This is a genomic window from Marinomonas sp. HM11-D (assembly GCF_057626615.1).
This window is the reverse complement of record NZ_JBMMKT010000009.1, coordinates 63,530-86,917: the sequence shown is the minus strand read 5'-3', so window position 1 is coordinate 86,917 and position 23,388 is coordinate 63,530. Positions and strand designations below refer to the sequence as shown.

Sequence of the window (23,388 nt, the reverse complement as noted above, 5' to 3'; positions counted from 1 at the left end):
CTCCTATCAAGTTTTGAAAAGCGTTGTCGGCAGTGTGTAAGCTAGCCGTGGTTTTTGCAACCTACTTCTTACCTAACTTTTTACCCAAGAAAAAGCGATCTACCTGTTCTTTAGCATAGCGCCAAAGCGTTGTTGAGCCAGCTTTGATCACCGGAGTGTAACGCTGTTCCGCCTGTTCGTGGGTCACATTGGCTTCACGCCAGGTGCCACCGTTGGTTTCTAGGTTGTGCATCATGGGTTGCAAGCGATCGAGAGATTTCGCGAAGCGCGCATCGTCGGATTCAGCGGCTTCAAACTCAAACCATAGGGCTTTGAGCTCGTCCCCCTGTGGCGCCGGTAACAAGCCAAAAATACGCTCCGCCGCGGCGAATTCTTTGGCTGCTTGAGCGGCATGATCGACCGCCTCATGAATCGGGTGATCGCCAGCATCAATCTCCACGATATCGTGAATCAGCAGCATTTTCAGTACCCGTTCGAGGTTGATCGGCGCATCGGCATGTTCTGCTAAGATCAGCGCATACATCGCCAAATGCCACGAATGTTCGGCGGAGTTCTCACGCCGAGACTGGTTAATCAGGGGCGATTTTCGTACCACTGATTTGAGCTGATCAATTTCTTTGAGAAAGTGAATTTGCTGCTCTAACGCAGCCATGGTGTTATCAGACATAGGGGAGCCTTTTTAGTACCAATTAAAGGGACACACTACTTGAGTTTGCGTGGCCTGCCAATCTGTCGACGTCTCTAGGCAGTGCTAGGGTGAGTTGCTAAAGTAGTGACACATGTTTAATTAAGGACACAGGCTATGAATCATCAATACCACCCACTCGGTTTCACAGGCTCACGCTTAGCGCAAGGTTACTGGCGTCTAGCCGAATGGGGCATGAGTGAGCAAGAGCTGGTGCGATTCATTGAGCAATGTATCGAAGCGGGCATTACCACGGTGGATCATGCGGACATCTATGGCGATTATCAGTGTGAAACCCTGTTCGGTAAGGCGCTCGCGCTGAAACCATCGTTGGTCGATAAGCTGCAAATCGTGACCAAGTGCGGGATTTTATTACCCAGTGCCAATCGCCCTGAGATCACTTCCCATCGCTACGACCAGAGCACTGGCCATATTATTCAAAGCGTCGATAACTCATTGAATAATCTACAGATTGAAAGCATCGATATGCTGTTGCTGCACCGTCCGAGTCCATTGATGGATCCCGACCATATCGCTGAAGCGTTTGAGCATTTGTACACCGTGGGTAAGGTGAAACACTTTGGTGTGTCGAACTTCTCGGCGCAGCAATTTGATTTGCTGCAATCGCGCTTGGATATGCCCTTGCTAGTCAATCAGATTGAGCTTTCGCCAATTGAGTTACAGCATTTTAAAGACGGCACCCTAGAACACGCGCAGCAGCATGCGGTCACGCCGATGGCTTGGTCGCCATTTGCGGGTGGTGACTTGTTCAAACTAGAAGGCATTAACCCAACCTTACACCAAGCAATCGTTTCGGTAGCTGAAGCGCATCAAGCCAGCGTGGATCAAATCGCCCTAGCTTGGTTGCTGCGTCATCCTTCCGGCATTGTACCGGTATTGGGCTCAGGCAAAATCGAACGTGTCCAGAGCGCACAAAAAGCCTTGTCTATTCAGCTGACAGATGATCAATGGTTTGCCATCTGGGTCGCGTCCCAAGGTCATCCGGTCCCTTAATAGGAGGGCTTACTATGCTTAAGAAATTATTGGCCAGTGTCGGCATTGGCAAAGCCAAAGTGGATGCGATTTTATTGTCGGACACATTGCGTGCCGGTGAGCCGTTTCAGGTCAAAGTCGAGATCCAAGGGGGCGAGGTTGAGCAACAGATTCAAGGCCTAGCCTTTGCCATTATGACAAAAGCCAAAACCACTGTTTCCACTGCTGAGCATGATCGTGAAGTGCAGCGCAGTACCGTGTTGCAAGAGTGGTGGCAGGACCTGGATATGACGGTGCAGGCAGGGGAGACCTTGTCCAAAACCTTTACCTTGAATCTGCATCCAGAAATCCCTGCCAGCGAATTGGCGGGGCGCAGTATTGCCAAAATTTGGTTAGAAACGGGCATTGATATCAAAAATGGCGTGGATGGCTCGGACAAAGATCCGCTGGTGATTTTGCCTTCGCCAACACAATTGGCGGTGCTCAATTACATCAGCCAAAGCGGCTATCGCTTGTTTAAATCGGATATCGAAAAAGGCCAAGTGAAAGCGCCGAGCTTTGCCTCCCACTTGCCTTGCTACCAAGAATACGAGTTTAAACCGGAGTCGTTTTCTCTCTTCGGCGTGCAAGAGATCGAAGTGACCTTTGTTGATAACGGCTTGGAAACCGGCGTCTTGTTGGAGATCGACCGTGCTTTTAAAGGCGATGGCTACAAAAGTGTTTCGATTCCTAATCACTGCACCACAGTGGATGCCATTAAGCCGTATATTGGCCAAATCTTAAGTTAACACTGACTTAGACAATGTAGCATCAAGGCTTGTGGGCCTTGATGCCATACCGTTACAGCTGCTCAACCACCGTAGGTGTCAGCTTCATATAGCCTTCCGCGTACTGAATATTACGTTTGGCAGTGATGCCAATATTGCGCTTCGCCTGCACGCCACGTTGCAGCGCCACACGGGTATAGTAATCCCACAGATGTTCTTGTCCGGCCATGCATTCAATCGCTTGGCGTTTTAATTCCCACACCTCGGTGATGTCTAAAAAGGTATTCGGCTGCCATTCACATTGCTCGGTTTGGTGTGGTTCAAACGCGTACACTGGCGGTGCAGCGATAATCGGCTGACCTGGGTTGTGGCCTTCGGCTTGGGCAATGATGCGTGCTTCTTGCACCGCATGCATGGCCAACGGGTGGTCGAAGTTGTAAGGGTCTTTTTCGGAATGGCTTAAGACAAATTCAGGTTGCAGCTCACGGTAGACATCCACCAAGCGCAGTAAGATGTCATCGCTGATACGCATCGGGTAGTCGCCAATGTCCCAAAATTCGATTTCAGCGCCTAAGATCTCTGCCGCGGCGCGGGCTTCCTGCTGACGCACTTGCTTGACGCGTTCCAGCGTCATATTCGGCTGCCGCCACAACTTTGCAGACTCGCCACGTTCCCCGTAGGACAAACAAATCACTTGAACTTTCCAGCCTTGTTTAACGTGTGCCGCAATAGCGCCGCCCGCGCGCCAAACAAAATCCGCTGAGTGGGCGCTGACTACCAATGCTGTTTTTTGTGAAACCGTCGTCATATGAATCCTTGTGTTGTTGTCGTGAATCAATTTCAACAAATGTTATAACATAACAATATAGAATCGATTTATTCGAAAAGTCCTTCACGCAATCACAAATTGTGGATCGACTCACGCGCGCTGAGTATTTGGCGTTACCACTGTTATAACAACGGAGATTCGCTCCCGATGAGCTCTGCTTCCCTCCTACCAGACGTTGCTAGCACCTTGGCAAGCACGATTCCGCTCGATCAAGTCGGTATGTCTGGCATTGCCTTACCTGTGACCATGGCCTTGGCAGACGAGCATGTGACCTGCGCCGCCAGCGCTTCGATTTGTGCCAATGTGAGCAATGGTCAAAAAGGCTTACATATGTCACGCATGTACCAAAGTTTGCTCGAGCTGAGTCAAGCGCCCTTGTGCCGCAGCCGCTTGCAACACTGCGCGCAGCAGGCGCTGGTGCAGCAACAAGAAGTGTCTGCCTCAGAGCTTACTCTGAGCTTAAGCACAGTCGTTCAGATGAAACGTGCGGCCTTAAACAGTCAAGGATGGGGCTGGAATGCCTACCCGCTCACCTTGCAGGCAAGCTACAGCGAAGCGGCTGGTTTTTTCTTAAATTTGACAGTGCAGGTGACTTACTCCTCTAGTTGTCCAGCATCGGCAGCGTTGTCACGAAAAGCCTTAAAAGACGCCTTCTTGGCTCACTCTAAGAGTCAGTCAGAGGCCATGTCCGATGAGCAAGTAGCGCTGTGGCTAGAGCAGCAGGGCACCTTAGCCATACCTCATAGCCAGCGCAGTGTGGCAACGGTCACGGTAGTGATTGAGCAAGCCGAATTGCCGATCAGTGAATTGATTGAATTGTGTGAAGCCGCCTTGGGCACACCAGTACAGACTTATGTAAAACGGGACGATGAACAGCAATTTGCTCTGCGTAATGGGGCTAACCCTATGTTTGTCGAAGACGCCAGCCGCCGTTTGATCCAAGCGTTAACAGCACAAGGCTACAGTGGCCACCTTAAGGTTGAGCACCAAGAGAGCCTCCACGGTCACGATGCCATCGCGCAGACGAGTTTTCAGGCCTAAGCTTGCGCCAAGGCTTGGGTTAATTTGGCGGCTGAGATCGCGCGACAGCCGCTGGTATTTTGCCCCGCCCACAGTGGGGAAAACTCGCCCGAGCCTTGCGCTTCGGCCGCCGCTCTTAACGGGGCCATGGCGGCAGTGGCCAGCGGAAAAGCTGGAGCACTGGCTGACATGGGACCAAGCTCTGTCATCACTCGATTGACGATACCTCGTGCCGCGCCACCGCTGAATAGGTTGGTCAGGGCGGTGATTGGGGCGCGCTCGCTCTGTAGGGCTGCACGGTGTACTGCGCTGGTTTTGGTTTCATCACACAGTAGGTAAGCCGTTCCAACCTGTGCAGCAACAGCGCCCAAATCCATGACGGCTTTCACACCTTTAGCATCGGCGATACCACCTGCGGCAATCACCGGTATGGATACCGCATTCACGATTTGTGGCACTAAAGCAAAGGTGCCTACTTGGGTGGCGATGTCTTTATCTAGGAAAAATCCGCGATGACCGCCGGCTTCAACACCCTGAGCAATGATGGCGTCAACGCCATTGGCCTCTAACCATTTCGCCTCAGCCACGGTAGTGGCGCTAGAGAGCACCTTGGTACCCCATGATTTCACCCGTTCCAGCAACGCAGGCTCAGGCAGGCCAAAGTGGAAGCTCACCACTGCAGGTTGGAAGGATTCAAGGATATCTGCCATTTCTGAGCTAAACGGCGCTCGGCCAGGACCCTCTTTGATAGTGGTCAGCTCTAGGCCGAATTCTTCAAAATAGGGTAATAGCGCCGCACGCCATTTGCCTTCCGCCGCTTTGTCTGGTGAGGGCGGAGTATGGCAAAAGAAATTTACATTGAAAGGCTTAGCGGTTTTTGCACGCAGAGCAGTAAGTTCACGTTTTAGTCCCTCGGCATCCAGCATGGCACAAGGCAGTGAGCCTAAGCCTCCGGCATTACTGACCGCCGCCGCGAGCTCATGATCCTGCACACCTGCCATCGGTGCTTGAATAATGGGTAACTCAATGCCCAACAGTTCTTGAATGGTCATAATCGCGCCTCGTCAGTCCTTTGTAAGTCTGAACAGGCTAGCATTGAATCGTGACGAAATGGAATCGAAAGCCGTGAAATGACGAATATTAAGCCGGCATCACAAACTCGACGCGGTTGCGGCCGAGGTTTTTCGCCAGATACAAGCGCTCGTCTGCGGCGATAAACAGCTCTTGCAGGGTTTTATATTCATTGCTTGCGGCCACACCAACACTGGCCGTAATGGGGATCTTCACACCGTCGTGAGTGAAATGGGAGGCTTCAATGGCATGACGTAACGCTTCCATTAAGGCCAAACCTTGGATCAAACTGGTGTGCGGCATCAGGATCACCATTTCTTCGCCGCCCCAGCGTGCGACCACATCATGCTGGCGCACCTCCTGTTTCAAAAGGTTGGCAATGTGCTTCAGCGCTAAATCCCCTACCTGGTGGCCGTGGTTATCATTGATGGATTTAAAGTGATCGAGGTCGATGATGGCTAGGCTCAGGGTGCTTTGCTGCTGTTGCGCTTGTTGAAACAGCTTAGCGCCTGTTTCTTCAAAGGTGTGACGATTAAAGAGCTTGGTTAACGGGTCATAGGTCGCCAAGAATTTTGTGGTGATACGCTCATCTTCGATGGCTTTTAGACGATGGGTCACCACCACCGCAAGGATAATGGCTTCACAGACCACACCAATCTCAGCCGCGTGATAGCCAAGCTTGGTATAGGGTAAGAAGCCCAAGTTCGACAAAGACGTCACACATAGGCCGATCATGCTACAGCAGACGGCGAGTAGGAAATAGCGTGCGTCTTCTACTTTGCCAAAGCACATAATGCTGGCAGCGATCATAATTAGCGTAGTGAGCGTGATGTAACCAAATGACCAAAGCGCCGACAAGAAGTGAGACTGCATCACGACAAAAACGCTCATCATCAGCACGCCAGTCCACATATAGCTCTTTAGGCCTCGAGCAAGGTTTGGCATAACTTGATTGAGTTGTAGGAAGTTACGCATAAACACTAAACCACACACAGCATGCAGCACCATAAAGAACAGTGTGCTGTAATTCTGGATCATCGGACTGTGTGGATATAGCCAAGCAAAGCCATAGCCGCTGTAACCAAAGTTCATAATCACAAAGGTGCCAATATAGATGGAATAAAACAGCGCATTACGGTGTTTTAAAATGCTGTACAGCACCAGCTGGAAGCCTGCCAGCGCCAGCAAAATACCGTACAACAGCCCCGAACCTAGATGCGCCACACTATCACTGTGTTGCGATTGGTCTAAGGTCAGTAACTGAATCGGCATAGTAATCGGGTCATAGGATTGCGCCCTTAACCAAATCTCACTTTGCCCCGCGGGCACATCCGCATGGAATACGATGCCGACAGCGGGTAGCAAATGCTCATCGGCCAAGGTGCCGTCCCCAGCCTCATGCATCCGTATTGCATCCCCTGTGACTTGGTACATTTCGATGTTCTCGATCCAAGTCAGGCCTGCGGTTAAACGCCGTGTTTGTGCACTGCCGCTGTCATTATCCAACAGCAAACGCACCCAAACCGCTCGATCACTAATGCCAAACGTTAAATAGGGCCGCTCGGCTTGACCAAAGTCGCCCTCGGCAAAGTGTTGCTGTGCTTGTGCTAGAGATAGGCGTTGTTCGGTAGGCTCTTGATAGAAATGGATATCGGCAATAAAGGAGTGCGACGCAACGTTATCGCTTGCCGACGCAGAGTGCCATGTCAGCAAAAAAGTGAGCAAAAGTAAGAAGTGCCGTAACGCCATTTATGAACGAACCCAGACGATAAGGAAGAGAAATCTTCATATTCGGAAGATGTTGACTGTATAGACAATATAATAACTGGTTGGCCCTGCCAATCGCCAAAATTCACCATTCGACGCAAACGTCGTACAAATGTCATGAAAAAACCTTTTGAAAGTAGTGAATACTGTTTTGGCACAAGCTTTGCGAACGACTACAGATAACGAATCAATCTGCTTAGAAAACGGCATTTTTGCAGAGGTTCTTGCCAAGTTTGCGGAAAGTCGCGGCGCTCAGTTGCCGCTAATAGGACTTTGATCGAGTGAGACGAATACTAAAAAGGAGTTTGTATGACGACGGTATCTTCCAGAATGGACCCTAGTTTGTGGGGTAGCGTAAATAATAAAACCGCGACTGCGCGCGAATTGCAGGAGCTTAAGGCGGAGGGTTTAATTGGCGAGAACTCAGATGCCTACCAAGAAACCCAGTGGCGTAAAAGCACTGACGAGCCGCAGATCCAAAACGAAAAGCTACGTTTTTGGAGTGAACGTACTAATACCCAATGGTGGGCGATGATGGAGGATAGCGCAGTCGGACAGCAAGCCGCGGGTTATTTAGCGCAGATGACCACCGAAAAGCGCCAGATAGCCGCTGATTATCTGGCCAGCTTTCATGACTTATCCAATGCCTTGCAAGCAGACCTGTCCGATGAGGGTGGCTCTGCTGACCTCGACCAGTTGCTTGATAATGCCGCGGCCGGCCGAGCTCCGATGCTCAATGCCGATGGCTCAAGTGTTGAGTTTGCCGAGCAAATTGAGCAATTTTGGCAATCGCATCAAGATGATATTTCCAATGTTGAAACTCAATATAATGATCTAAAAGCTTTCCCGCAGCATCTGTCTGAATGGCTGGATGACAAACAAATTGAGCGCTCGCCTGAGATCGATGCGATGGTTGAGAAGCACCGTTACAGTGGTTTAAACGGCCTTCGAGAGCACAGTGATGCATTATTGGGCAGCTTTCGCTTCAATATCCGCGATGATCAAGGGGCGCAAATGATGGTGCCCAGTGAGCTTGGTAATATCAGTCAGAAAGACAACTTCTCTCTGTTCGACTCCATGCTTTTCTCCTTCCCTGTGCATGAAGACTACACCAAACGCGCTATCCAGATGGCGCTGATGATGGGCGATGCAGGCTCCATGAAAAACGCTCTGGCCACCGGCATGATGCAGCGAGAGCAACAAAGTCTGCTGGCCGAATACAGCAATATTTACTCGACCTTGTCGGCAAATATCAGTGGCCAAATGCAAGGCATTGAACCGAGCATGTCTTTACAGGACATCTTAGATAATCTTAGTGAAGGCAAAGCCCCAGCAATGTTGCCAGGGGAAAACTTGCACCCACAAGCCGACCAAATTAATGATCTTGTTAGTAAGTTCGCAGGCTTAATCAACGCCGTGCAAACCCAGCAACAGCAGTTTGAAAATGCACCAAAAACAGTGAAAGACTGGTTGGCAGAGGGCGAAAACAGCCAAATGCTCGATCAAATGGTCTATAACCAGTTTGGTCTAGAACCATGGGAATCGGGCGACAACAGCCGCATGTTTCGAGACTCTGCCAGCGCACCAGGGCTGAACTTTTTTATCCATCAAGGTGAAGAGTACCAGCAAAAAATCATCGATGAGGCCGTTGAACGTCGCGATCGTCTGGAACAAGAGCTGTTTCGCTACACCGCTGGTGATAGCGCGCTGGATCTTGAAACCGTGCTTCATAATTTCCGCTTTAACCTACCTCTTGGCTTAATGGAAAACGGCGAGATTCATCCTAAAAGCAATGAGCTAAAAGCCTTTATTGAAGACAACATGGACGACATCGCCAACCATATTGATTGGTCTTGGGTACTCGGCGAACAAGAAAACCTCACCATGATCGACTACAACTCATGGATGAGCTACGACCGCGCCGCCGATATTGCCGACCCAGTGGTGGATTGGTTGCTGGAGAGTATTCGTAAGCAGCAGGTGTGAGGCATTGAGTAGTTTGAGTTAAGTCGTGTCCATTCCCCATACTGTCGGTAAGGGGAATGGTGATCGCTAGGCTGATTCTAGTGCTTTTGTGCCCAAAGCAATAAATTCAAAAACGTCTTGGTAGTAACCCTGAGCAATAATAGAGCGCACGATATTTGGATCGATATTTAGATAATCGTGAACAAGTGCATTGCGGAGCCCAATCACTTTGCGCCAGTTTGTGAGCTGTTCAAGTGTTAACAGCTGATACTGCGAGATCACTTCAAAGGCTTGATAAGCCTCACTGGGACTGTTGCCTGACAATGACTTTGCCCAATGCTTGGCAACACCAATCGCCGCTTCGATACTCACTTGCAGAGAACGCTCCGCTGCCCGATATTCAAAGGTTGATAAGTTACGCTCAGCTAAAATCTCATGTAACTCGTTTAACTCAGACTGATAGGTTTTAGCGTTTAAACGAATCGCAGACAAGTAATAAGAATCAGGCATCAGTTAGGGTCCAAAGTGCTTCAAATGGTACTGATAGTCTAACTCAGCTTTGGACATAATGATGCCTTCAGCCGCCAAACGTGCATCATGATCATCACAATAGAGCAGCTTGCCAGAGATGATATTCATCGCCAACGGAATCGGCGCATTCTGGATATCGACAATGCTTAGCTTATCTTCCGATAACCCAAGTGCCTTCGCCCAATCCATCGCCAGTAATTCAGGTCGCAAGCGGCGATCCAATGGGTCATCCACACGCTCGGTAAACAGCACCGCCAGATCATAATCACTATCGGGACGATGATTGCCCTTAGCGCGCGAGCCGTATAGCCACAGAGCAGAGATACTCTTAGCATCAGTGGCTAAAGTAACCAACTTGTCGGTAATGCTGCTATTCAAATCGATTGCTTCCTTTAGTGCTAGCTTTTGGGGACTGCATCATCAGTCACCTGCTTTGATAACTTCGAGATAATTTCCTCAAGTGATTCATTATATGAATTTAATGTCTTTGAAAAATTGAATTGCTCAATAAACTGCAGTTCTGCTTCACGCTCCATTTTGACTTCAGAGTAGTAGTTGATGACATTTACTGCCCATTTTCGAAGTTGCTCATTATTTTTATTGGGCTCCTCCATCAAAACCTTAGTTGCCAGCTTTATATAGTCTGCACGGAGCTGAGCTTGTGAAGTTGATTTAGAATAGCTATGGCCTACCCAAGCTGTCACAAGAGGAATGGCAATGATAAAAATAGGGAAGATGTATGAATGAAGTAAAGTATAGAAAGGTGATCTTCTAGAGTCCATTTCCTAAAGTCTCAATTATTTAGACGGTGTATTTTAGGACACTAATTCAAATAGGAATGAAGAGGAAGTACTAGATAGTCATCTTAAGAAGATTAGCTCTGCTTTCTATCGCAGAGCTTGAATAGTGAAATTTACAACACTGTCCCTTCTGGAAGCGTAACAAAAATCGAGTGGCGGATTTCGTTGTTCAGCGCTTTAGAGCAGTGGCCTTCGCCTTCGGTGTCTTCTAGCAATAGCACGTCACCGCCTTTGAATTGGCGGGTTTCACCATTTGAGACTTTAAACTCACAGCTGCCTTTAATGATAAACAACAGCTGACGTTTTGGTGCTGGGTGCCATTTAAAGTCGTAGTCCGCTGGGGTTTCACGAAAGATCATCTCACCCGCAGAAAAACGCTCCGACAACATACCGATTGGCCCACCATCACGGACATCGATGTTCACTTCACCGAAATGGCTTTTGCCCTGATCGTCATTATAAATTCGAGTAAATTGCATGGGAGATTCCTGTAATTAATCCAGGGGTCAGATCCCTTCAATATTATATGACATAGCCTTTTGAATGCTTTCGTTAAAGGGATCTGACCCCTTTTAACTGATAATGTCTTGAGGTCCTATTAATAAGCTTTCATGCGTTTAATTAGCACAGACGCTGTCGAGGAACGAGAATTGCGCAAGCTAATTGAATTGCATGGATGCTTATACCCCAAGCCTACTTTAGACTCTGCAATGTATGGCTTAATACTGCCAAGGTCGTGACCACATCTTCGGCCATAATCGCTTCCGCCGGATGATGACTAATACCTTTGTCGCAGCGCATAAACAGCATGGCTACGGGGCAAATCTCTGCAATCGCCATGGCATCGTGACCAGCACCTGAAAACAAAGTATGCACATCGATATTTTGCGCGGCGATGGCATCACGCAAGACGCTTTGCAGCTCGGCATCACAATGCACAGCGTTGGCACTGTGGGTTTGCTGATGTTCCAAGGTTACGTTGCGTTTTGCAGCGATTTTTGCCAAACGCTCCATGATATCGGCCAAAGCATCATCACGCTGTTGGTCGTGTTCGCTACGAATATCCAATGAGAAAACGGTTTTGCCAGAGATCACATTAACGCCGTTTGGGCGGTTGCTAATCTGGCCCACAGTAGCCACCACGCCATGTTCTTTGGCTACGGCTTCTACTGCTAAAATCATTTCACTGCTGGCTGCTAACGCGTCTAGACGCATTGGCATGGGTACAGTGCCCGCGTGACCGGCCATACCTGTGACGGTAAATTCAAAGCGTTTGGCCCCAGCGATCGCACTGACGACACCGACGGGAAGATTTTTCTCTTCTAAAACCGGGCCTTGCTCGATATGCAGCTCAAGGTAGCCCTTAAGGTTATCTGTTGGGATCGCTGCTTCAGAGACCTTATCGAAGCTTAATCCAAAGTTTTCCAGCGCCTCAGCAAGGCTAATGCCGTCATCGTCTTTTAGCTCGGCCCAGCTCGCTGGCCATTGACCGGTTAGAGCACGGCTACCTAGCAGAGTTGAACCAAAGCGGGTGCCTTCTTCGTCACCAAAGCCGACGATATCCAAATGGAAAGGCAGACGAATCCCTTCCGCTTGGAACGCTTCGATCAAGGTCACTGGCGCGACAACGCCTAGCATGCCATCGTATTTACCGCCGTTTGGTACCGTGTCTAGGTGGCTGCCCATAATAAAGCGTGGTGCGTTGGCATCCTCGGCCTCAAAACGGCCCCACAGGTTACCTGCTTGGTCTTGCCAAGTTTGCATACCTGCGGCCTCCATCCAGCTGCCAACCAATTGGTTGGCTTCTTTATGTTGCTCAGTCAGGTAGCGACGGTCGAGGTGCTCGGACGCTTGGCTAATCTTGCCAAGCGTCTCCAAGCGCTCCATGACCTCTTGGCCAAGGCGTTTGAAATCCATCATAGGCTGGCCTTTTGCGCCGCACTTTCTTTTGCTGAAGAGTACACTGCTAATGCTGTGTCGACGCCTTCGCCATTTGGCAGAGCAAAACCTTGGCCGCGAAGCACGGTTTCAAGTGACTGAAGCGTGTGCAAAACCGCGTCTTGGCGAGCGTTGTAGCCCATGGTGCCGATGCGCCACACTTTACCTTTTAATGGGCCAAAGCTGGTGCCGATCTCGATGTTAAAGATGTTGAGCATATCGTGACGCACTTTCTCGCCATCCACATTGTCAGGGATGATCACTCCCACCACGTTGCTCATTTTATTGCTTAGATCGCCAAAAGGTTGCAAGCCCATTGCTTGAATGCCTTTTAGCATGGCATTACCTGCCAACTGATGGCGCGCGATCACAGTAGCTTGACCTTCGCGTAGCAGTTCCACCGCACATTGGCGTGCGCCAAACAGCATGGTCGCCGCTTCGGTGTGGTGGTTTAGACGCTCTTCGCCCCAGTAATCCATAATCATGCCAAGGTCGAAGTAGTTCGAGCGAATACGTGAGCCCAAAGACTCGGTATGGTGTGCATCACGAATACCTGCTTCCACATGGTGGCGTTTACGTACTGCAGAAACAAAACGATCGCTGTAGCTTACTGGCGCACTACCAGACGGGCCGCCAAGACATTTCTGCAGGCCAACCGATACTGCATCGATTTGCCACGCGTCCATATCAAATGGGTTACCGCCGATAGACGCCGTCGCATCGGTGTACAGCAACACATCGTGAGCACGACAAATGCCGCCGATTTCATTCAGTGGCTGTAGCATGGTAGTAGATGTATCGCCTTGAACGATGGCTAGTACTTTCGGTTGCACGCGTTTGATCGCTTCTTCGATTTGCTGTGGATCGAAGACTTCACCCCAAGGCACTTCAATGGTGTGTACTTCCGCGTCGGCGCGCTCTGCAATTTCAGTCAGTAAGTGACCGAAACGACCGAAGATTGGCACAAGTACTTTATCACCAGGCTCAAGCACGGATACCAAAGACGCTTCGATGCCCGCACGAGACGTACCATCGATTAGGAGAGTTTGTTCGTTTTGCGTATTGAAGACTTGACGGTACAACGCCATCACTTCGTTCATGTAACCCGTCATAGTTGGATCGTATTGACCCACTAGCTGCGTTGACATGGCTTGCAACACACTTGGGTAACAGTTAATTGGGCCTGGACCCATTAGCAAACGTGGTGGAAATTGTAGAGGTTGCATGGGGTAGCTCCTACGCTAAAACTTGGTAAAGCATTCTAAGACCAGTGAAAATCAGTGTTACCGCGAACACTTTTTTCAACATGGCTGCATTCAAACGGTTGGCAAGGCCCGCACCCACTGGCGCGAACAATACCGTCAGCGGGATGATGCAGGCTGCACCCACTAGGTTCACCAAACCAAAAGTACCGAATGGTGAATCCGCTGGCGTTTGACCTGCGATCAATAGAGTGACCGCCGCTGGCAGAGAAATAATCAGACCTACCGCCGCGGCAGTGCCGACAGCACGGTGCGCTGGGTAGTTACAGAAAGTTAGCGTTGGCACGGTTAGCGTACCGCCACCGATACCGACCATAGAGCTGAAGAAACCGATACAAGTGGCGATGATGCTCTGGCCGCCTTTACCTGGAAGGGACTGGAAAAACGCGTCTTTCTTACCCAGCAACATATTGATCGCCGATAGTGTTGCAATCACACCAAATAGCAGCGTTAGCCACTCACCATCAACGCGAGTCACTACGAAACTACCTAGCAATACGCCTAGGAAAATGAAGAAACCCCATGCTTTCAGCAGTTGGAAATCCACATTGCCCTTTGCATTGTGCGCGCGGATCGAACTGATCGACGTTGGGATAATCGTTGCTAGAGATGTAGCGGTCGCGACGAGCATCGCCGTGTCTGCACTAACACCTAGGCCTTGATATAAGAAAAACAGCACTGGCACGATTACGATACCGCCACCAACGCCTAACAGACCTGCCAAGATACCCGCGACTACGCCCGTACCCATCATGGCTAAAATCATGGAATAGTTTTCCATTATGAACGACATGTTTTGCTCTCTTTTTTTACTTCAGATGTTTGTGTTTGTTTGGTATCAAAACGAATTCTTCAGCCCGGCTTAGACGGCACATCCATGTGCCGATTAAGCCTACGCAATCATCCTGATTGCTGGCCTCTAGAATTGTTTTGATCCCATTGAATACGTACTTCATTTAGTGAGACAGTCAATTAGGTTATGGCAAGCACCAGCCCATGGATGGGCTGGGTAGGCTGTCGCAGACAGGGATGTCTGCCAGCCGGCGGCCATTACCTAATTGGCGGCTCAGTCTGAATGACTTTCTCTTTGCGAGCCTGCGCTTTCATAATCAACTTCGACGCATTTCAGACCAAATGACTAGCCGAAGAAACGGCTAAGCCATCACTGCGTGGGTCGGTGGCAGCATCGGTATTGCCCTCTGGGAACAACACCACGGCGCCAGCATGGCCCATTAATTCATTGCACGCTGGCACGGCGACTAGGTCGTGGCCGCGGGCAATCAATGTCTCTGCGGCTTCCGCCGCGAAATCACTTTCCACTTTTAAGTTGTGGCTTACATCCCCCCACGTACGGCCCAATAACCAACGGCCTGCGGCGATGCTCTGTGCCAGTGGCTGCTTGTGGTACACGTAACGGCTGAATAGCGCCGCTTGGGTTTGTGGTTGGCCTTCGCCACCCATGGTGCCGTAGCTGATGCGACGACCATCGTTAAGCTCTGCAAAAGCAGGGTTTAGGGTGTGAAATGGCTTTAAATTCGGCTTAAGTTCTTGCAAATGGCCTTTTTCAAGACTGAACGATGAACCGCGGTTGTTCCATACAATGCCGGTGCTTGGGCTGACGATGCCGCTGCCAAATTCCCAGTACAGGCTTTGGATGTAGCTCACCATGCGGCCTTCACTGTCACAGCAACCCATCCAAATGGTGTCGCCGTGTTTCGCAGGGTGTGGCCACGTTTGGGCCTGGTCGATGGCAATCTTGTCAGCCATGGCAGATAGGTTTTCATCGCTCAATAGGTCTTGTAGCTCAGCGCTTAAACGCGCTGGATCGGTGACGTACTCATTGCGGGCGATAAAGGCTTGTTTAGTCGCTTCGATCAGTAGGTGCGCCATATCGGTTTCACCGCCATCGCCTAGCTGATGAATGCGATCGTACAGCGCCAAGATGATCAAAGAGGCAATGCCTTGTGTCGGGGCAGGCAGGTTGTAAAGCTTGCCCACGCCGGTTTCCACGCTTAACGGCGTCACTTGTTCAGCGCGGTAATCATGGAAATCTGCCAAACGAATTGGAGAGCCGGCCGCTTCAAGATCGGCCGCCAGTTTCTCTGCCACATCACCATGGTAAAAGTCGTCTAAACCTATTTCTGCTAAGTGTTTTAGCGTTTGTGCCAAGGTACTCAGTGTTAGGCGGTTACCGTGAGTCAGTGTTTCACCTTGATCTAAAAACTGAGCAAAGCCTGGCAACGCCGCCAAATCGTTGTGTACTTTTTGGCTGGCCGCTTGCAGGCTTTCCGTAATTTCGATGCCATTCTCTGCATGATCAATAGCATTTTTCAGCAGTTCGTTTAATGGCTTAGGCGCTTGCCAGAAAGCGCTAATGTCTAACGCTTTTTGCCAACCCGCTACGGCGCCTGCCATGGTTACGGCGGCTTTACCGCCGCGAGCAGGGATCGCATCTTCGCCTTGAAAGAAGTCCAAAGTCGCAAGCTGCGCTGCTTTACCAGAGGCATCAATGCCGATGGGGGCTTTACCCGGTTCGCTGATCAGCCAAAAGCCGTCACCGCCCAAACCGTTCATATGTGGATAGACCACTGCTATCGTTGCCGCCGCTGCGACCATGGCTTCAATCGCCGTGCCGCCTTGTTCAAGGATGGCTTGACCTGCTTTGGTAGCTTCGTGATGTGGCGCTGTAAATGCAATCGAAGACATGTGTTACTCCATTAGGTCTTTGGCTAGGGCTAACAAACTCAAATCGCTTCCGCGTGGGCCAATCAGGGATAGGCCGCACGGTGCGCCGTCAATGTCACAAACCGGTAGGTGCAATTGCGGTAAACCGCATAGACCAGCGATCGCCGTCAGCTCCAAAAGCTGGTTACGGTAATCGGCTAACTCATTGTCTTTCATCGTCAAAAGTGGTGAACGGCCAGGTGTGGTCGGCAGTATCAAGACGGCACCTTCTAGTTGCTCATCTAGCCATGCACGAAACTTAGCTTGCTGCGCTTTGGCTTGGCACACTTCGTCAGTGCTGATGGTTTGGGTCCACTGAAAACGGCTGGCGATGTCTGGCGCAAAATCAGGATCATTTTGCGTGATCCACTCACCGTGAGTTTGCCAAATCTCCGCTCCTTGTAGGGTGCGGAAGGTTGTACCGGTTTGCCAATATACAGGGTCGATTTCAAGATTCTGACCTGCACTCAGTTTGCCTTCACTTGTCCATTCGTCTAGCTGCTGAAGTAGCGCGTCTTTGTGTTCGACTTGTTCGATTAATGCTTTGGCAATCAGTGTCTTAGCAAGCACAGGTTGTTGGTTAGGTAGCAAAGTTTTAGCAACCTTGATTAGCTCATCAAGGTTGCGAGTCATAAAGCCAACCGTGTCAAAAGACGGTGCTAACGCCACCATGTTATCCATGGCAATCACGCCGTGAGTGGGGCGTAAGCCGAACAAGCCGTTGTAGCTTGATGGCACACGAATCGAACCGCCGGTATCGGTACCCAAACCAATCTCAGCAAGATTTCCAGAGACCGCTACTGCCGAGCCTGACGATGAACCGCCGGGTAAACGCTCCGGATTAATTGGGTTTTGTGGTGTGCCGTAATGAATATTTTGCCCGTTTAGGCTGTAAGCCAATTCGTCGGTAATCGTCTTTCCGACAAACTGCGCGCCTGCGCTCAGCAAGGTGCTAACGCTGGACGCGGTTGCTGTCGGATGATCATGAGTCGCCAGCCACGTTGGGTTGCCTGCTGTGGTCGGCAAACCTTGCATATGAAACAAATCTTTCACCGCCAAACGCATACCTGCAAGTGGTTGCTCAGAGGCAGCCACCACTGTCGGGGAGAAGTGTTCTGGTAGGCGTAAAAATGGGTTTTGGACGATTGCGTGTTTCATAAGTCGCTCCTTTGATCTTTGGCTATGAAACAATTGTTTCGTTAAGTTGTCAACTGAAACGAAAGGGGCATTACGTTCCTTCTCAAACTCTGTCGCAAATAGAGTGATCTCTCTGAAAATGTCCCAAGCGGTTTATTCGTCCCAAAATGCTGGCGGTAATGCAGCCAATCGAAAGCCTGCAATTTTGTGTACCTCATTGAGTGCGCGACGAAATTCCGTTTCCACCGAGTTGGGTAAACGTGCCTCAAAGCCTTCGAGAATTTGATCCTTGGTCGCGCCTTTCACTGCCATGATGAAGGGGAAATCAAATTTATCGCGATAGCTCATATTCAGTGCTAAGAAATTTTTCAGCTCGGGTGGCGTCAGCTGATCGAGGCCCGCACCCGCTTGTTCGCTGGTGGAGGCATCGGTTAATTCCCCCGCCAAAGCCGCTTTACCGGCCAAGTCTGGGTGTGCGCGAAGTAGCGCGAGCTGGGTACTGTGGTCAGAGGCTTCGATGATATCGTGCATGGCTTTAGTCACTGCAGCTTGGATGCCATCAGGATGATTCGCCAGTGTGTCACGCTGTTCATGCAGCGCTTCGGCGACCCATTTTGAATGCTCGTAAATATCTTTTAAGTGATTGATAAAGCTGCCTTTATCTTGCTCTAGTAGGGGAGTGTTCGTCGTGCTCATAGAGCTTTGTTCCTTGGTATTTGTTGTGTAAGTGTGCTTAGCTGATGCCGTTTGCTGGCATAGATTTTGTTCTTACACTTTCCGCCGTAAACGCGGCAAAGTGCAAGTTTAATTTTTCCAAGTGGTTCACTTTGGTTTGTTTTTATAAGGGATTTTTATGGGTTATTTGACTTCACATATTCTTGATACCACCCGCGGCGCAGCGGCTTCTGGGGTCACCATTGAGCTGTACCAATTGGCTGAAGATGGCTCTCGCAGCTTGGTACAGAAAATGATTTCTAATCACGATGGTCGCTGCGATGCGCCGCTTTTGGACGGTGAGAATTTCAAAGCGGGTCGCTACGAATTAGAGTTTGCCATTGGTGATTACTTCGCGAAGCAGGGCATTGACATGCCCGAACCACGCTTTCTCGATGTGGTGGTGTTGCGCTTTGGCATTGCCGATGAAGACAGTCATTATCATGTGCCGTTGCTGGTAACGCCGTATTCCTACAGCACTTACCGTGGTAGCTAGTTGCGCACTAGGCTGGTTGTTTTGCACCGCAATGGGGCGTTTTCTCTGTTAGGCGAGTGTTTCAAAATCGAACAAAACACTGAAACTATTGTTTCATAAAGGCTTGAGGAGGGATCAAGCGTTCTGGGCACGGTTCTTGCGAGAGAGGGTTATCGACACATGGGTAACACAGAGGAATCGGTATGAAAGCAATCATCATTGGCGCAGGCATTGGCGGTATGTCTGCCGCGGCGGCACTGGATCAACAAGGAATTGATTGTGAGGTTTTCGAAGCCGTTAAGGAAATGAAGCCGGTGGGCGCTGCGATCTCGATTTGGTCGAATGGCGTGAAATGCATGAATCACCTAGGCATGGGGCAAATCATGGATGACCTCGGCGGGCCAATGCACAACATGGCTTACCTCGAAGGCTTTAGCGCCGCACAGATGACACGCTTCAGTTTGAAACCTCTGGTGGAAGAAGTGGGCGAACGCCCATGTCCAGTGTCCCGTGCCGACCTGCAATCACGCATGATCGATTGGTGGGGCCGCCACAAAGTGCAATTTGGCAAACGCTTGGAATGCGTGACGCAAGATGAAAACGGTGTCACTGCCACCTTTACCGATGGCACTAAGGCCCATGGGGACTTTATGATCGCCGCCGACGGTGCGCACTCCATTGCCCGTGAATATGTCTTGGGTCACAAAGTCGAACGCCGCTACGCAGGCTACGTGAACTGGAATGGCCTAGTGGAAGTCGACGAGGCTATCGCTCCAGCCGATCAGTGGACCATGTTCGTCGCCGATGGCAAGCGTGTATCTGTGATGCCGATTGCGGATAACCGCTTCTATTTTTTCTTTGACGTACCGTTACCCAAAGATTTGCCAGAGGACCGCTCAACGGTTGTTAGCGACCTAAAAGGTTACTTCGAAGGCTGGGCCGAACCCGTGCAACGTCTGATCGATGCCATCAATCCAGAAACTACTAACCGTATTGAAATCCATGATGTGGAGCCGTTTAGTCCATTGATCAAAGGTCGCGTTGCGCTCCTTGGCGATGCGGGCCACAGCACCACACCGGATATTGGGCAGGGCGGTTGTGCGGCATTAGAAGACGCCGTTGTCCTAGGTAAATGCTTCGCCGCCAGCTGTGATATCGAAGGCGCACTGCAGTGCTACAACAACTCCCGCGTGGAACGTGTTAAAGACCTCGTTCTTAAAGCCCGCAAACGCTGTGAAGTCACCCACGGCTTTGACCCAGCCGAAACCCAAGCTTGGTACGACGAACTACGTGCCGAAACCGGCGTCGGCATTATGAGCGGCTTGTCCAAAACCATCCTTGGTGGGCCACTGGGTTAATACCTTTTTATAGTCCTGATATATCTCGCGTTCCCTCCCCTTGTTTCTTTAAGGGGAGGGTTAGGGTGGGGTTAAAATACTCGCAGCCTCGTGTGTTTTCCTAGGTTGCCAGCCTTCTAGCTTCGGTGCTTATCAACTGCTTTGCTGCGCCATTCCATGCAATTCAATTCGCTTGCGCAAATTTCGGGTCGTTCCTCCCCTCGCCGCGTCAGCGCGAATCAAACGCATGGAATACCGCTAATAGGGTGCTTTGGGGCTAATCTTGTGCGAGCCGACTCCGTTCCGCGATGCTCTTGTACGAGCGGTCTCCGACCCGCGACCAAACCAACATCGCCTTCTATAAATCGAAGTTCCAAAGCTGTAGGACCTCGGTTCCCGAGGGATCAATGTGCAAACTAGGCAATCTTTCTAGGTTGCCAGCCTTCCAGCTTCGGTGCTTACCAACCACTTTGCTGCGCCACTCCATGCAATTCAATTCGCTTGCGCAAATTTCGGGTCGTTCCTCCCCTCGCCGCGTCAGCGCGAATCAAACGCATGGAATGCTGCTAATTTGCTCTCGTAGGACCGCGCTTCACGCGGGATCAAATCGCGTACGAGCAGACTCCGTTCCGCGATCAGCTTCGGTTTGATCTACAATTGGCTCTCTCTAATAAATAAGCTAAGTTTGACTATTAATCTTTATGCAGCATTAACTTGATAAGCGAGGCTTGTATGACGGCGACACTTTCAGATATCGAATCGGCGGTTGAGTTTGTTTCATCAGGGGAAGGAATGTCTGAAGCCTATATAGATATTCAGACCGGTGCCATTTTTTATGTAGATGATGCTGTTGAAGAGGAGGTGCCTGAGGATCTCTATGAGAATAGCCGATACATCGCGCTTCCCGGCAAGTATGATTTGGGTTTGGATAAGAACACTGCTATCCAGTTTGTCGCCGAAAATTTACCTGCTCAACTTGAGCAGGCCTATGAAATCTTCAGTAAAAAAGGCGCTTATAGACGCTTCAAAGATTTTCTTAATATCTCTGATAAACTGGAAGCTTGGTACTCGTATGAAGAACGTGCGCTACGTGATGCCATTATCGAATGGTGCCACGAAAACAGCGTGCCATTTAGCGAGGCCGTTTAACCTCTGCACTCAACCACGTACGAGCGGTCTCCGCCCCGCGATCATCTTTGCAACCTAGGAAGCGTTCCTAGGTTGCCAGCCTTCCAGCTTTGGCGCTTGCCAACCGCTTTGCTGCGCCATTCCATGCAATTCAATTCGCTTGCGCACATCTCGGGTCATGCCTCCCCATCGATCGTCAGCGCGAATCGAACGCATGGAATACCGCTAAGATATGGTGGAGATGGAACAGCTAAAATGTAGCAAACAATTTTCAATTCTCTGCTTGCTATGAAGATTGTAAAACGTGTATATCCGTTAATTAACTAAGGGATAAGTCAATAAGCATTTTTATTAGGAGGAAGTAACGTGGAAGATAAAGTAAAGGTCTATTGTAATACATGCAGAGTTGAAACTAATCACGATGTCAAATCGACACATGATCATACCCATAACGAGGAGTATGAAGATCATGGGCAGAGATTTAGAGGGTATTACGAGGAGACAGAGTTTCGATTTTTAATTTGTCGGGGATGTGATACGGCGACGCTACAAGAAAAATGGACGTGTGATGGGATGCTCGATTATAACGGTGATCAAGTGTACTCATACGACTATCATCCAAAACGGAAAAATCTAGGGGAACGTGAGGCTAAGGTTTTCCGGCATGTAGATAAAAAATTAAATGACCCATATAAAGAAATTATTATTGCGTTCCAGCAAGGGCTTGAAATAGTAACTGCTATGGGAGTTCGGGCATTGTTGGAGGGTATCTGCGTTATGGAAGGTATTAATGATGATGAAAATCGGGCTCTGACAAAGAAAATTGCGAAGTTAAAAGAATTGCCAAATATTCCTGATAGTATTATTGATGGGCTTAAAGGCTTGAAGTTTATTGGTGATGATGCGGCTCATCGTTTGAAAGCGACTGACAAACATACTCTAAGTCTTTCAATCGATCTGTTAGAATCACTACTGACGCACCTATATGAGGCTCGTATTGATTTGGAGCACAGGGCTGAAATGATGCGGGAAAACCATGATAAGCAATAGCAGCCTATTAATTAGCGGTAGATAGACCCCCAACGATGGCTATTTCGTTGAGGCTTTTACTTGGTTGCAAATCTGCTCGGTTATGAGGGCGATATATGGACAAATTATTAAGGAGTTTGCGTGAGCAACTTTCTAGCTGTTAGTACATCAGATTTTATTGCTGTTTTCTCATTTTTACTTGCGGCTTTAAGTCTTTTTGTATCTTTTAAAAATAGTGCATTTGATAAGAAAGTGATGTTATCAGGGAAGCATGCTGAACTATCGATTAAACTGTATGAAGTAATGAGCGCACAAAGGGAATTAGACAGGAATCTGTGTTCGATTGAATATGAACACGGTGTTAGTAATGGGTTAGAGAATATTAAAAAGAAAGCGGCATTAGTTCGTTTGAAAGATGAAAGTCAGCTCAGGTCAGGTGACAACCATGAAATGCTTGTGATTGATGAAAAATTGCACTCAGTTACAGTTCTATCTGATTTAGTATCGAAATTGATTAAAGAGGCTGAGCAATTGTCTAAATCATATGACTAAACGCAGTAAAGCGTTTCTAATGGATTCAGAACGGTTTCTAATCACACCAGTTAATCCTTGCCTATTCTTCAAGTATCTTCAGTAATCGCTTATTACGCCGAGTTAGGATCCATTGATCACTCGCTTCTGCACTAGATACGACACTTAAAAGATAGAGTAGCTTTCCCAGCATCTACCCTACGCCGAGTATTTTCTTAGCTTCTTTTAATGATACAGTTCTACCATTTCGGGCTTCTTCGAGACCTTTTTGTACAGCTTCTACAAAGCTAAGGTTCTTGCTAGTTTTATCATTGCCATCTACTGTTTGAGTAGGTTTCTCGGGAAAAACGTCGTTCATATCTTAACTCCAGATTTGCAGTTGCTTGAAAGTTCTAGCTCCCCGATAAAATCGGGTCGTACATGAAAACCCATTTAGAACGTTCGGTATTCGTCACCCCAGCAGCCATGTCCCAAGACAAAGTCGTTGGTCGCTTTTATCGCTTTATGATTTGCGGCTTTCCAGTCGGAGACCTTGTTCTGTTGGCGCTTAACAGAGAGGGACTTCCCAGGACTCGATGTCGCTTTCTTTGACGGCTTTAAGCTACTCGCTTTTGGTCTGCTCATTTTTAGCTCCAGTTAGAGTCTTAGATTAGGCGCTAATCTCGCATTTTGCTCTTTATCTCTC

26 protein-coding genes are annotated in these 23,388 nt (G+C 49.3%); 9 read left to right on the top strand and 17 right to left on the bottom strand.

Annotated elements, in window-relative coordinates; genetic code table 11:
- Positions 1-61 precede the first annotated feature (61 nt).
- The gene (locus tag ACOSVP_RS13035) at positions 62-667 is read right to left on the bottom strand and encodes an HD domain-containing protein (RefSeq protein WP_487347922.1); all 606 of its coding nucleotides are present in this window, start codon (positions 665-667) and stop codon (positions 62-64) included.
- Between the two features lie 135 nt (positions 668-802).
- On the opposite strand from ACOSVP_RS13035, the gene ACOSVP_RS13030 reads away from it, so the two are divergent.
- A complete protein-coding gene (locus tag ACOSVP_RS13030; protein WP_487347921.1) occupies positions 803-1,699 on the top strand; it encodes an aldo/keto reductase in 897 nt (298 codons plus the stop codon).
- A 14-nt stretch (positions 1,700-1,713) separates the two neighbouring features.
- Entirely contained in the window at positions 1,714-2,466 is a 753-nt protein-coding gene (locus ACOSVP_RS13025; protein WP_487347920.1) for a sporulation protein, read from the top strand.
- Positions 2,467-2,518: 52 nt separating this feature from the next.
- Here the strand turns inward: ACOSVP_RS13025 and ACOSVP_RS13020 are convergent, their stop codons facing one another.
- On the bottom strand, positions 2,519-3,253 hold the full coding sequence (locus ACOSVP_RS13020) for a PIG-L deacetylase family protein (RefSeq protein ID WP_487347919.1): 735 nt from the start codon (positions 3,251-3,253) through the stop codon (positions 2,519-2,521).
- Between the two features lie 168 nt (positions 3,254-3,421).
- On the opposite strand from ACOSVP_RS13020, the gene folE2 reads away from it, so the two are divergent.
- Positions 3,422-4,315, top strand: a complete 894-nt coding sequence (gene folE2, locus ACOSVP_RS13015) for a GTP cyclohydrolase FolE2 (RefSeq protein WP_487347918.1) — start codon at positions 3,422-3,424, stop codon at positions 4,313-4,315.
- On the opposite strand, the gene ACOSVP_RS13010 is transcribed toward folE2, so the two are convergent.
- A complete protein-coding gene (locus ACOSVP_RS13010; protein ID WP_487347917.1) occupies positions 4,312-5,346 on the bottom strand; it encodes an NAD(P)H-dependent flavin oxidoreductase in 1,035 nt (344 codons plus the stop codon). The genes folE2 and ACOSVP_RS13010 overlap by 4 nt on opposite strands.
- Positions 5,347-5,434: 88 nt before the next feature.
- A complete protein-coding gene (locus ACOSVP_RS13005; RefSeq protein WP_487347916.1) occupies positions 5,435-7,114 on the bottom strand; it encodes a sensor domain-containing diguanylate cyclase in 1,680 nt (559 codons plus the stop codon).
- Between the two features lie 327 nt (positions 7,115-7,441).
- On the opposite strand from ACOSVP_RS13005, the gene ACOSVP_RS13000 reads away from it, so the two are divergent.
- The gene (locus ACOSVP_RS13000; RefSeq protein ID WP_487347915.1) at positions 7,442-9,118 is read left to right on the top strand and encodes a hypothetical protein; all 1,677 of its coding nucleotides are present in this window, start codon (positions 7,442-7,444) and stop codon (positions 9,116-9,118) included.
- A gap of 66 nt (positions 9,119-9,184) precedes the next feature.
- Here the strand turns inward: ACOSVP_RS13000 and hepT are convergent, their stop codons facing one another.
- From hepT to uraD, 10 genes are all read right to left on the bottom strand, one after another.
- Positions 9,185-9,607 (bottom strand): type VII toxin-antitoxin system HepT family RNase toxin, encoded by a 423-nt coding sequence (hepT, locus tag ACOSVP_RS12995; RefSeq protein ID WP_487347914.1) that lies wholly within the window; start codon positions 9,605-9,607, stop codon positions 9,185-9,187.
- Positions 9,608-9,610: 3 nt separating this feature from the next.
- Positions 9,611-10,006 carry a type VII toxin-antitoxin system MntA family adenylyltransferase antitoxin gene (mntA, locus tag ACOSVP_RS12990; protein WP_487347913.1) on the bottom strand — a complete coding sequence of 132 codons (396 nt, stop codon included), beginning with the start codon at positions 10,004-10,006 and terminating at the stop codon, positions 9,611-9,613.
- Between the two features lie 20 nt (positions 10,007-10,026).
- Complete coding sequence (locus ACOSVP_RS12985) at positions 10,027-10,410, bottom strand: hypothetical protein (RefSeq protein WP_487347912.1); 384 nt, start codon at positions 10,408-10,410, stop codon at positions 10,027-10,029.
- 131 nt (positions 10,411-10,541) lie between these two features.
- Complete coding sequence (locus tag ACOSVP_RS12980) at positions 10,542-10,907, bottom strand: AraC family ligand binding domain-containing protein (protein ID WP_487347911.1); 366 nt, start codon at positions 10,905-10,907, stop codon at positions 10,542-10,544.
- A gap of 214 nt (positions 10,908-11,121) precedes the next feature.
- A complete protein-coding gene (locus ACOSVP_RS12975; protein ID WP_487347910.1) occupies positions 11,122-12,348 on the bottom strand; it encodes an allantoate amidohydrolase in 1,227 nt (408 codons plus the stop codon).
- Positions 12,345-13,592, bottom strand: a complete 1,248-nt coding sequence (locus ACOSVP_RS12970) for a pyridoxal-phosphate-dependent aminotransferase family protein (protein ID WP_487347909.1) — start codon at positions 13,590-13,592, stop codon at positions 12,345-12,347. The genes ACOSVP_RS12975 and ACOSVP_RS12970 overlap by 4 nt, the downstream gene beginning before the upstream one ends.
- A gap of 10 nt (positions 13,593-13,602) precedes the next feature.
- Positions 13,603-14,421, bottom strand: coding sequence for a sulfite exporter TauE/SafE family protein (locus ACOSVP_RS12965; RefSeq protein WP_487347908.1), 819 nt, complete (start codon positions 14,419-14,421; stop codon positions 13,603-13,605).
- 332 nt (positions 14,422-14,753) lie between these two features.
- Positions 14,754-16,334 (bottom strand): gamma-glutamyltransferase family protein, encoded by a 1,581-nt coding sequence (locus ACOSVP_RS12960; protein ID WP_487347907.1) that lies wholly within the window; start codon positions 16,332-16,334, stop codon positions 14,754-14,756.
- A 3-nt stretch (positions 16,335-16,337) separates the two neighbouring features.
- Complete coding sequence (locus ACOSVP_RS12955) at positions 16,338-17,510, bottom strand: amidase (protein ID WP_487347906.1); 1,173 nt, start codon at positions 17,508-17,510, stop codon at positions 16,338-16,340.
- Between the two features lie 132 nt (positions 17,511-17,642).
- Positions 17,643-18,185, bottom strand: a complete 543-nt coding sequence (uraD, locus tag ACOSVP_RS12950) for a 2-oxo-4-hydroxy-4-carboxy-5-ureidoimidazoline decarboxylase (RefSeq protein ID WP_487347905.1) — start codon at positions 18,183-18,185, stop codon at positions 17,643-17,645.
- 157 nt (positions 18,186-18,342) lie between these two features.
- On the opposite strand from uraD, the gene uraH reads away from it, so the two are divergent.
- The 3 genes from uraH to ACOSVP_RS12935 all read left to right on the top strand — a co-directional run bounded on the left by uraH (position 18,343) and on the right by ACOSVP_RS12935 (position 21,164).
- Complete coding sequence (gene uraH / locus ACOSVP_RS12945; RefSeq protein WP_487347904.1) at positions 18,343-18,699, top strand: hydroxyisourate hydrolase; 357 nt, start codon at positions 18,343-18,345, stop codon at positions 18,697-18,699.
- Positions 18,700-18,881: 182 nt separating this feature from the next.
- Positions 18,882-20,036 carry an FAD-dependent urate hydroxylase HpxO gene (gene hpxO, locus ACOSVP_RS12940; protein ID WP_487347903.1) on the top strand — a complete coding sequence of 385 codons (1,155 nt, stop codon included), beginning with the start codon at positions 18,882-18,884 and terminating at the stop codon, positions 20,034-20,036.
- Between the two features lie 711 nt (positions 20,037-20,747).
- Positions 20,748-21,164: a UPF0158 family protein gene (locus ACOSVP_RS12935; protein WP_487347902.1), complete on the top strand. Its 417-nt coding sequence runs from the start codon at positions 20,748-20,750 to the stop codon at positions 21,162-21,164.
- 54 nt (positions 21,165-21,218) lie between these two features.
- On the opposite strand, the gene ACOSVP_RS12930 is transcribed toward ACOSVP_RS12935, so the two are convergent.
- A complete protein-coding gene (locus tag ACOSVP_RS12930) occupies positions 21,219-21,359 on the bottom strand; it encodes a hypothetical protein (RefSeq protein ID WP_487347901.1) in 141 nt (46 codons plus the stop codon).
- A gap of 150 nt (positions 21,360-21,509) precedes the next feature.
- Here ACOSVP_RS12930 and ACOSVP_RS12925 point away from each other — a divergent pair, with 150 nt between their 5' ends.
- Both ACOSVP_RS12925 and ACOSVP_RS12920 read left to right on the top strand, forming a co-directional pair.
- A complete protein-coding gene (locus ACOSVP_RS12925; RefSeq protein ID WP_487347900.1) occupies positions 21,510-22,193 on the top strand; it encodes a DUF4145 domain-containing protein in 684 nt (227 codons plus the stop codon).
- 120 nt (positions 22,194-22,313) lie between these two features.
- Positions 22,314-22,724 (top strand): hypothetical protein, encoded by a 411-nt coding sequence (locus tag ACOSVP_RS12920; RefSeq protein WP_487347899.1) that lies wholly within the window; start codon positions 22,314-22,316, stop codon positions 22,722-22,724.
- A gap of 172 nt (positions 22,725-22,896) precedes the next feature.
- Here ACOSVP_RS12920 and ACOSVP_RS12915 read toward each other — a convergent pair whose 3' ends face one another.
- Positions 22,897-23,061 (bottom strand): hypothetical protein, encoded by a 165-nt coding sequence (locus ACOSVP_RS12915; protein ID WP_487347898.1) that lies wholly within the window; start codon positions 23,059-23,061, stop codon positions 22,897-22,899.
- A 74-nt stretch (positions 23,062-23,135) separates the two neighbouring features.
- A complete protein-coding gene (locus tag ACOSVP_RS12910) occupies positions 23,136-23,327 on the bottom strand; it encodes a type II toxin-antitoxin system CcdA family antitoxin (RefSeq protein ID WP_487347897.1) in 192 nt (63 codons plus the stop codon).
- Between the last annotated feature and the right edge of the window lie 61 nt (positions 23,328-23,388).

Bases quoted from the DNA above. Each gene is read 5' to 3' on its own strand.
- ACOSVP_RS12910 (WP_487347897.1), bottom strand. From the start codon at position 23,327: ATGAGCAGACCAAAAGCGAGTAGCTTAAAGCCGTCAAAGAAAGCGACA.
- uraD (WP_487347905.1), bottom strand. From the start codon at position 18,185: ATGAGCACGACGAACACTCCCCTACTAGAGCAAGATAAAGGCAGCTTT.
- ACOSVP_RS13020 (WP_487347919.1), bottom strand. From the start codon at position 3,253: ATGACGACGGTTTCACAAAAAACAGCATTGGTAGTCAGCGCCCACTCA.
- folE2 (WP_487347918.1), top strand. From the start codon at position 3,422: ATGAGCTCTGCTTCCCTCCTACCAGACGTTGCTAGCACCTTGGCAAGC.
- hpxO (WP_487347903.1), top strand. From the start codon at position 18,882: ATGAAAGCAATCATCATTGGCGCAGGCATTGGCGGTATGTCTGCCGCG.
- ACOSVP_RS13005 (WP_487347916.1), bottom strand. From the start codon at position 7,114: ATGGCGTTACGGCACTTCTTACTTTTGCTCACTTTTTTGCTGACATGG.
- ACOSVP_RS12970 (WP_487347909.1), bottom strand. From the start codon at position 13,592: ATGCAACCTCTACAATTTCCACCACGTTTGCTAATGGGTCCAGGCCCA.
- hepT (WP_487347914.1), bottom strand. From the start codon at position 9,607: ATGCCTGATTCTTATTACTTGTCTGCGATTCGTTTAAACGCTAAAACC.
- ACOSVP_RS13025 (WP_487347920.1), top strand. From the start codon at position 1,714: ATGCTTAAGAAATTATTGGCCAGTGTCGGCATTGGCAAAGCCAAAGTG.
- ACOSVP_RS13030 (WP_487347921.1), top strand. From the start codon at position 803: ATGAATCATCAATACCACCCACTCGGTTTCACAGGCTCACGCTTAGCG.
- ACOSVP_RS12930 (WP_487347901.1), bottom strand. From the start codon at position 21,359: ATGCGTTCGATTCGCGCTGACGATCGATGGGGAGGCATGACCCGAGAT.
- ACOSVP_RS12965 (WP_487347908.1), bottom strand. From the start codon at position 14,421: ATGTCGTTCATAATGGAAAACTATTCCATGATTTTAGCCATGATGGGT.
- ACOSVP_RS12975 (WP_487347910.1), bottom strand. From the start codon at position 12,348: ATGATGGATTTCAAACGCCTTGGCCAAGAGGTCATGGAGCGCTTGGAG.
- ACOSVP_RS12980 (WP_487347911.1), bottom strand. From the start codon at position 10,907: ATGCAATTTACTCGAATTTATAATGACGATCAGGGCAAAAGCCATTTC.
- ACOSVP_RS13035 (WP_487347922.1), bottom strand. From the start codon at position 667: ATGTCTGATAACACCATGGCTGCGTTAGAGCAGCAAATTCACTTTCTC.
- ACOSVP_RS12955 (WP_487347906.1), bottom strand. From the start codon at position 17,510: ATGAAACACGCAATCGTCCAAAACCCATTTTTACGCCTACCAGAACAC.
- ACOSVP_RS12935 (WP_487347902.1), top strand. From the start codon at position 20,748: ATGACGGCGACACTTTCAGATATCGAATCGGCGGTTGAGTTTGTTTCA.
- uraH (WP_487347904.1), top strand. From the start codon at position 18,343: ATGGGTTATTTGACTTCACATATTCTTGATACCACCCGCGGCGCAGCG.
- ACOSVP_RS13000 (WP_487347915.1), top strand. From the start codon at position 7,442: ATGACGACGGTATCTTCCAGAATGGACCCTAGTTTGTGGGGTAGCGTA.
- ACOSVP_RS12915 (WP_487347898.1), bottom strand. From the start codon at position 23,061: ATGAACGACGTTTTTCCCGAGAAACCTACTCAAACAGTAGATGGCAAT.
- ACOSVP_RS12960 (WP_487347907.1), bottom strand. From the start codon at position 16,334: ATGTCTTCGATTGCATTTACAGCGCCACATCACGAAGCTACCAAAGCA.
- ACOSVP_RS12985 (WP_487347912.1), bottom strand. From the start codon at position 10,410: ATGGACTCTAGAAGATCACCTTTCTATACTTTACTTCATTCATACATC.
- ACOSVP_RS13010 (WP_487347917.1), bottom strand. From the start codon at position 5,346: ATGACCATTCAAGAACTGTTGGGCATTGAGTTACCCATTATTCAAGCA.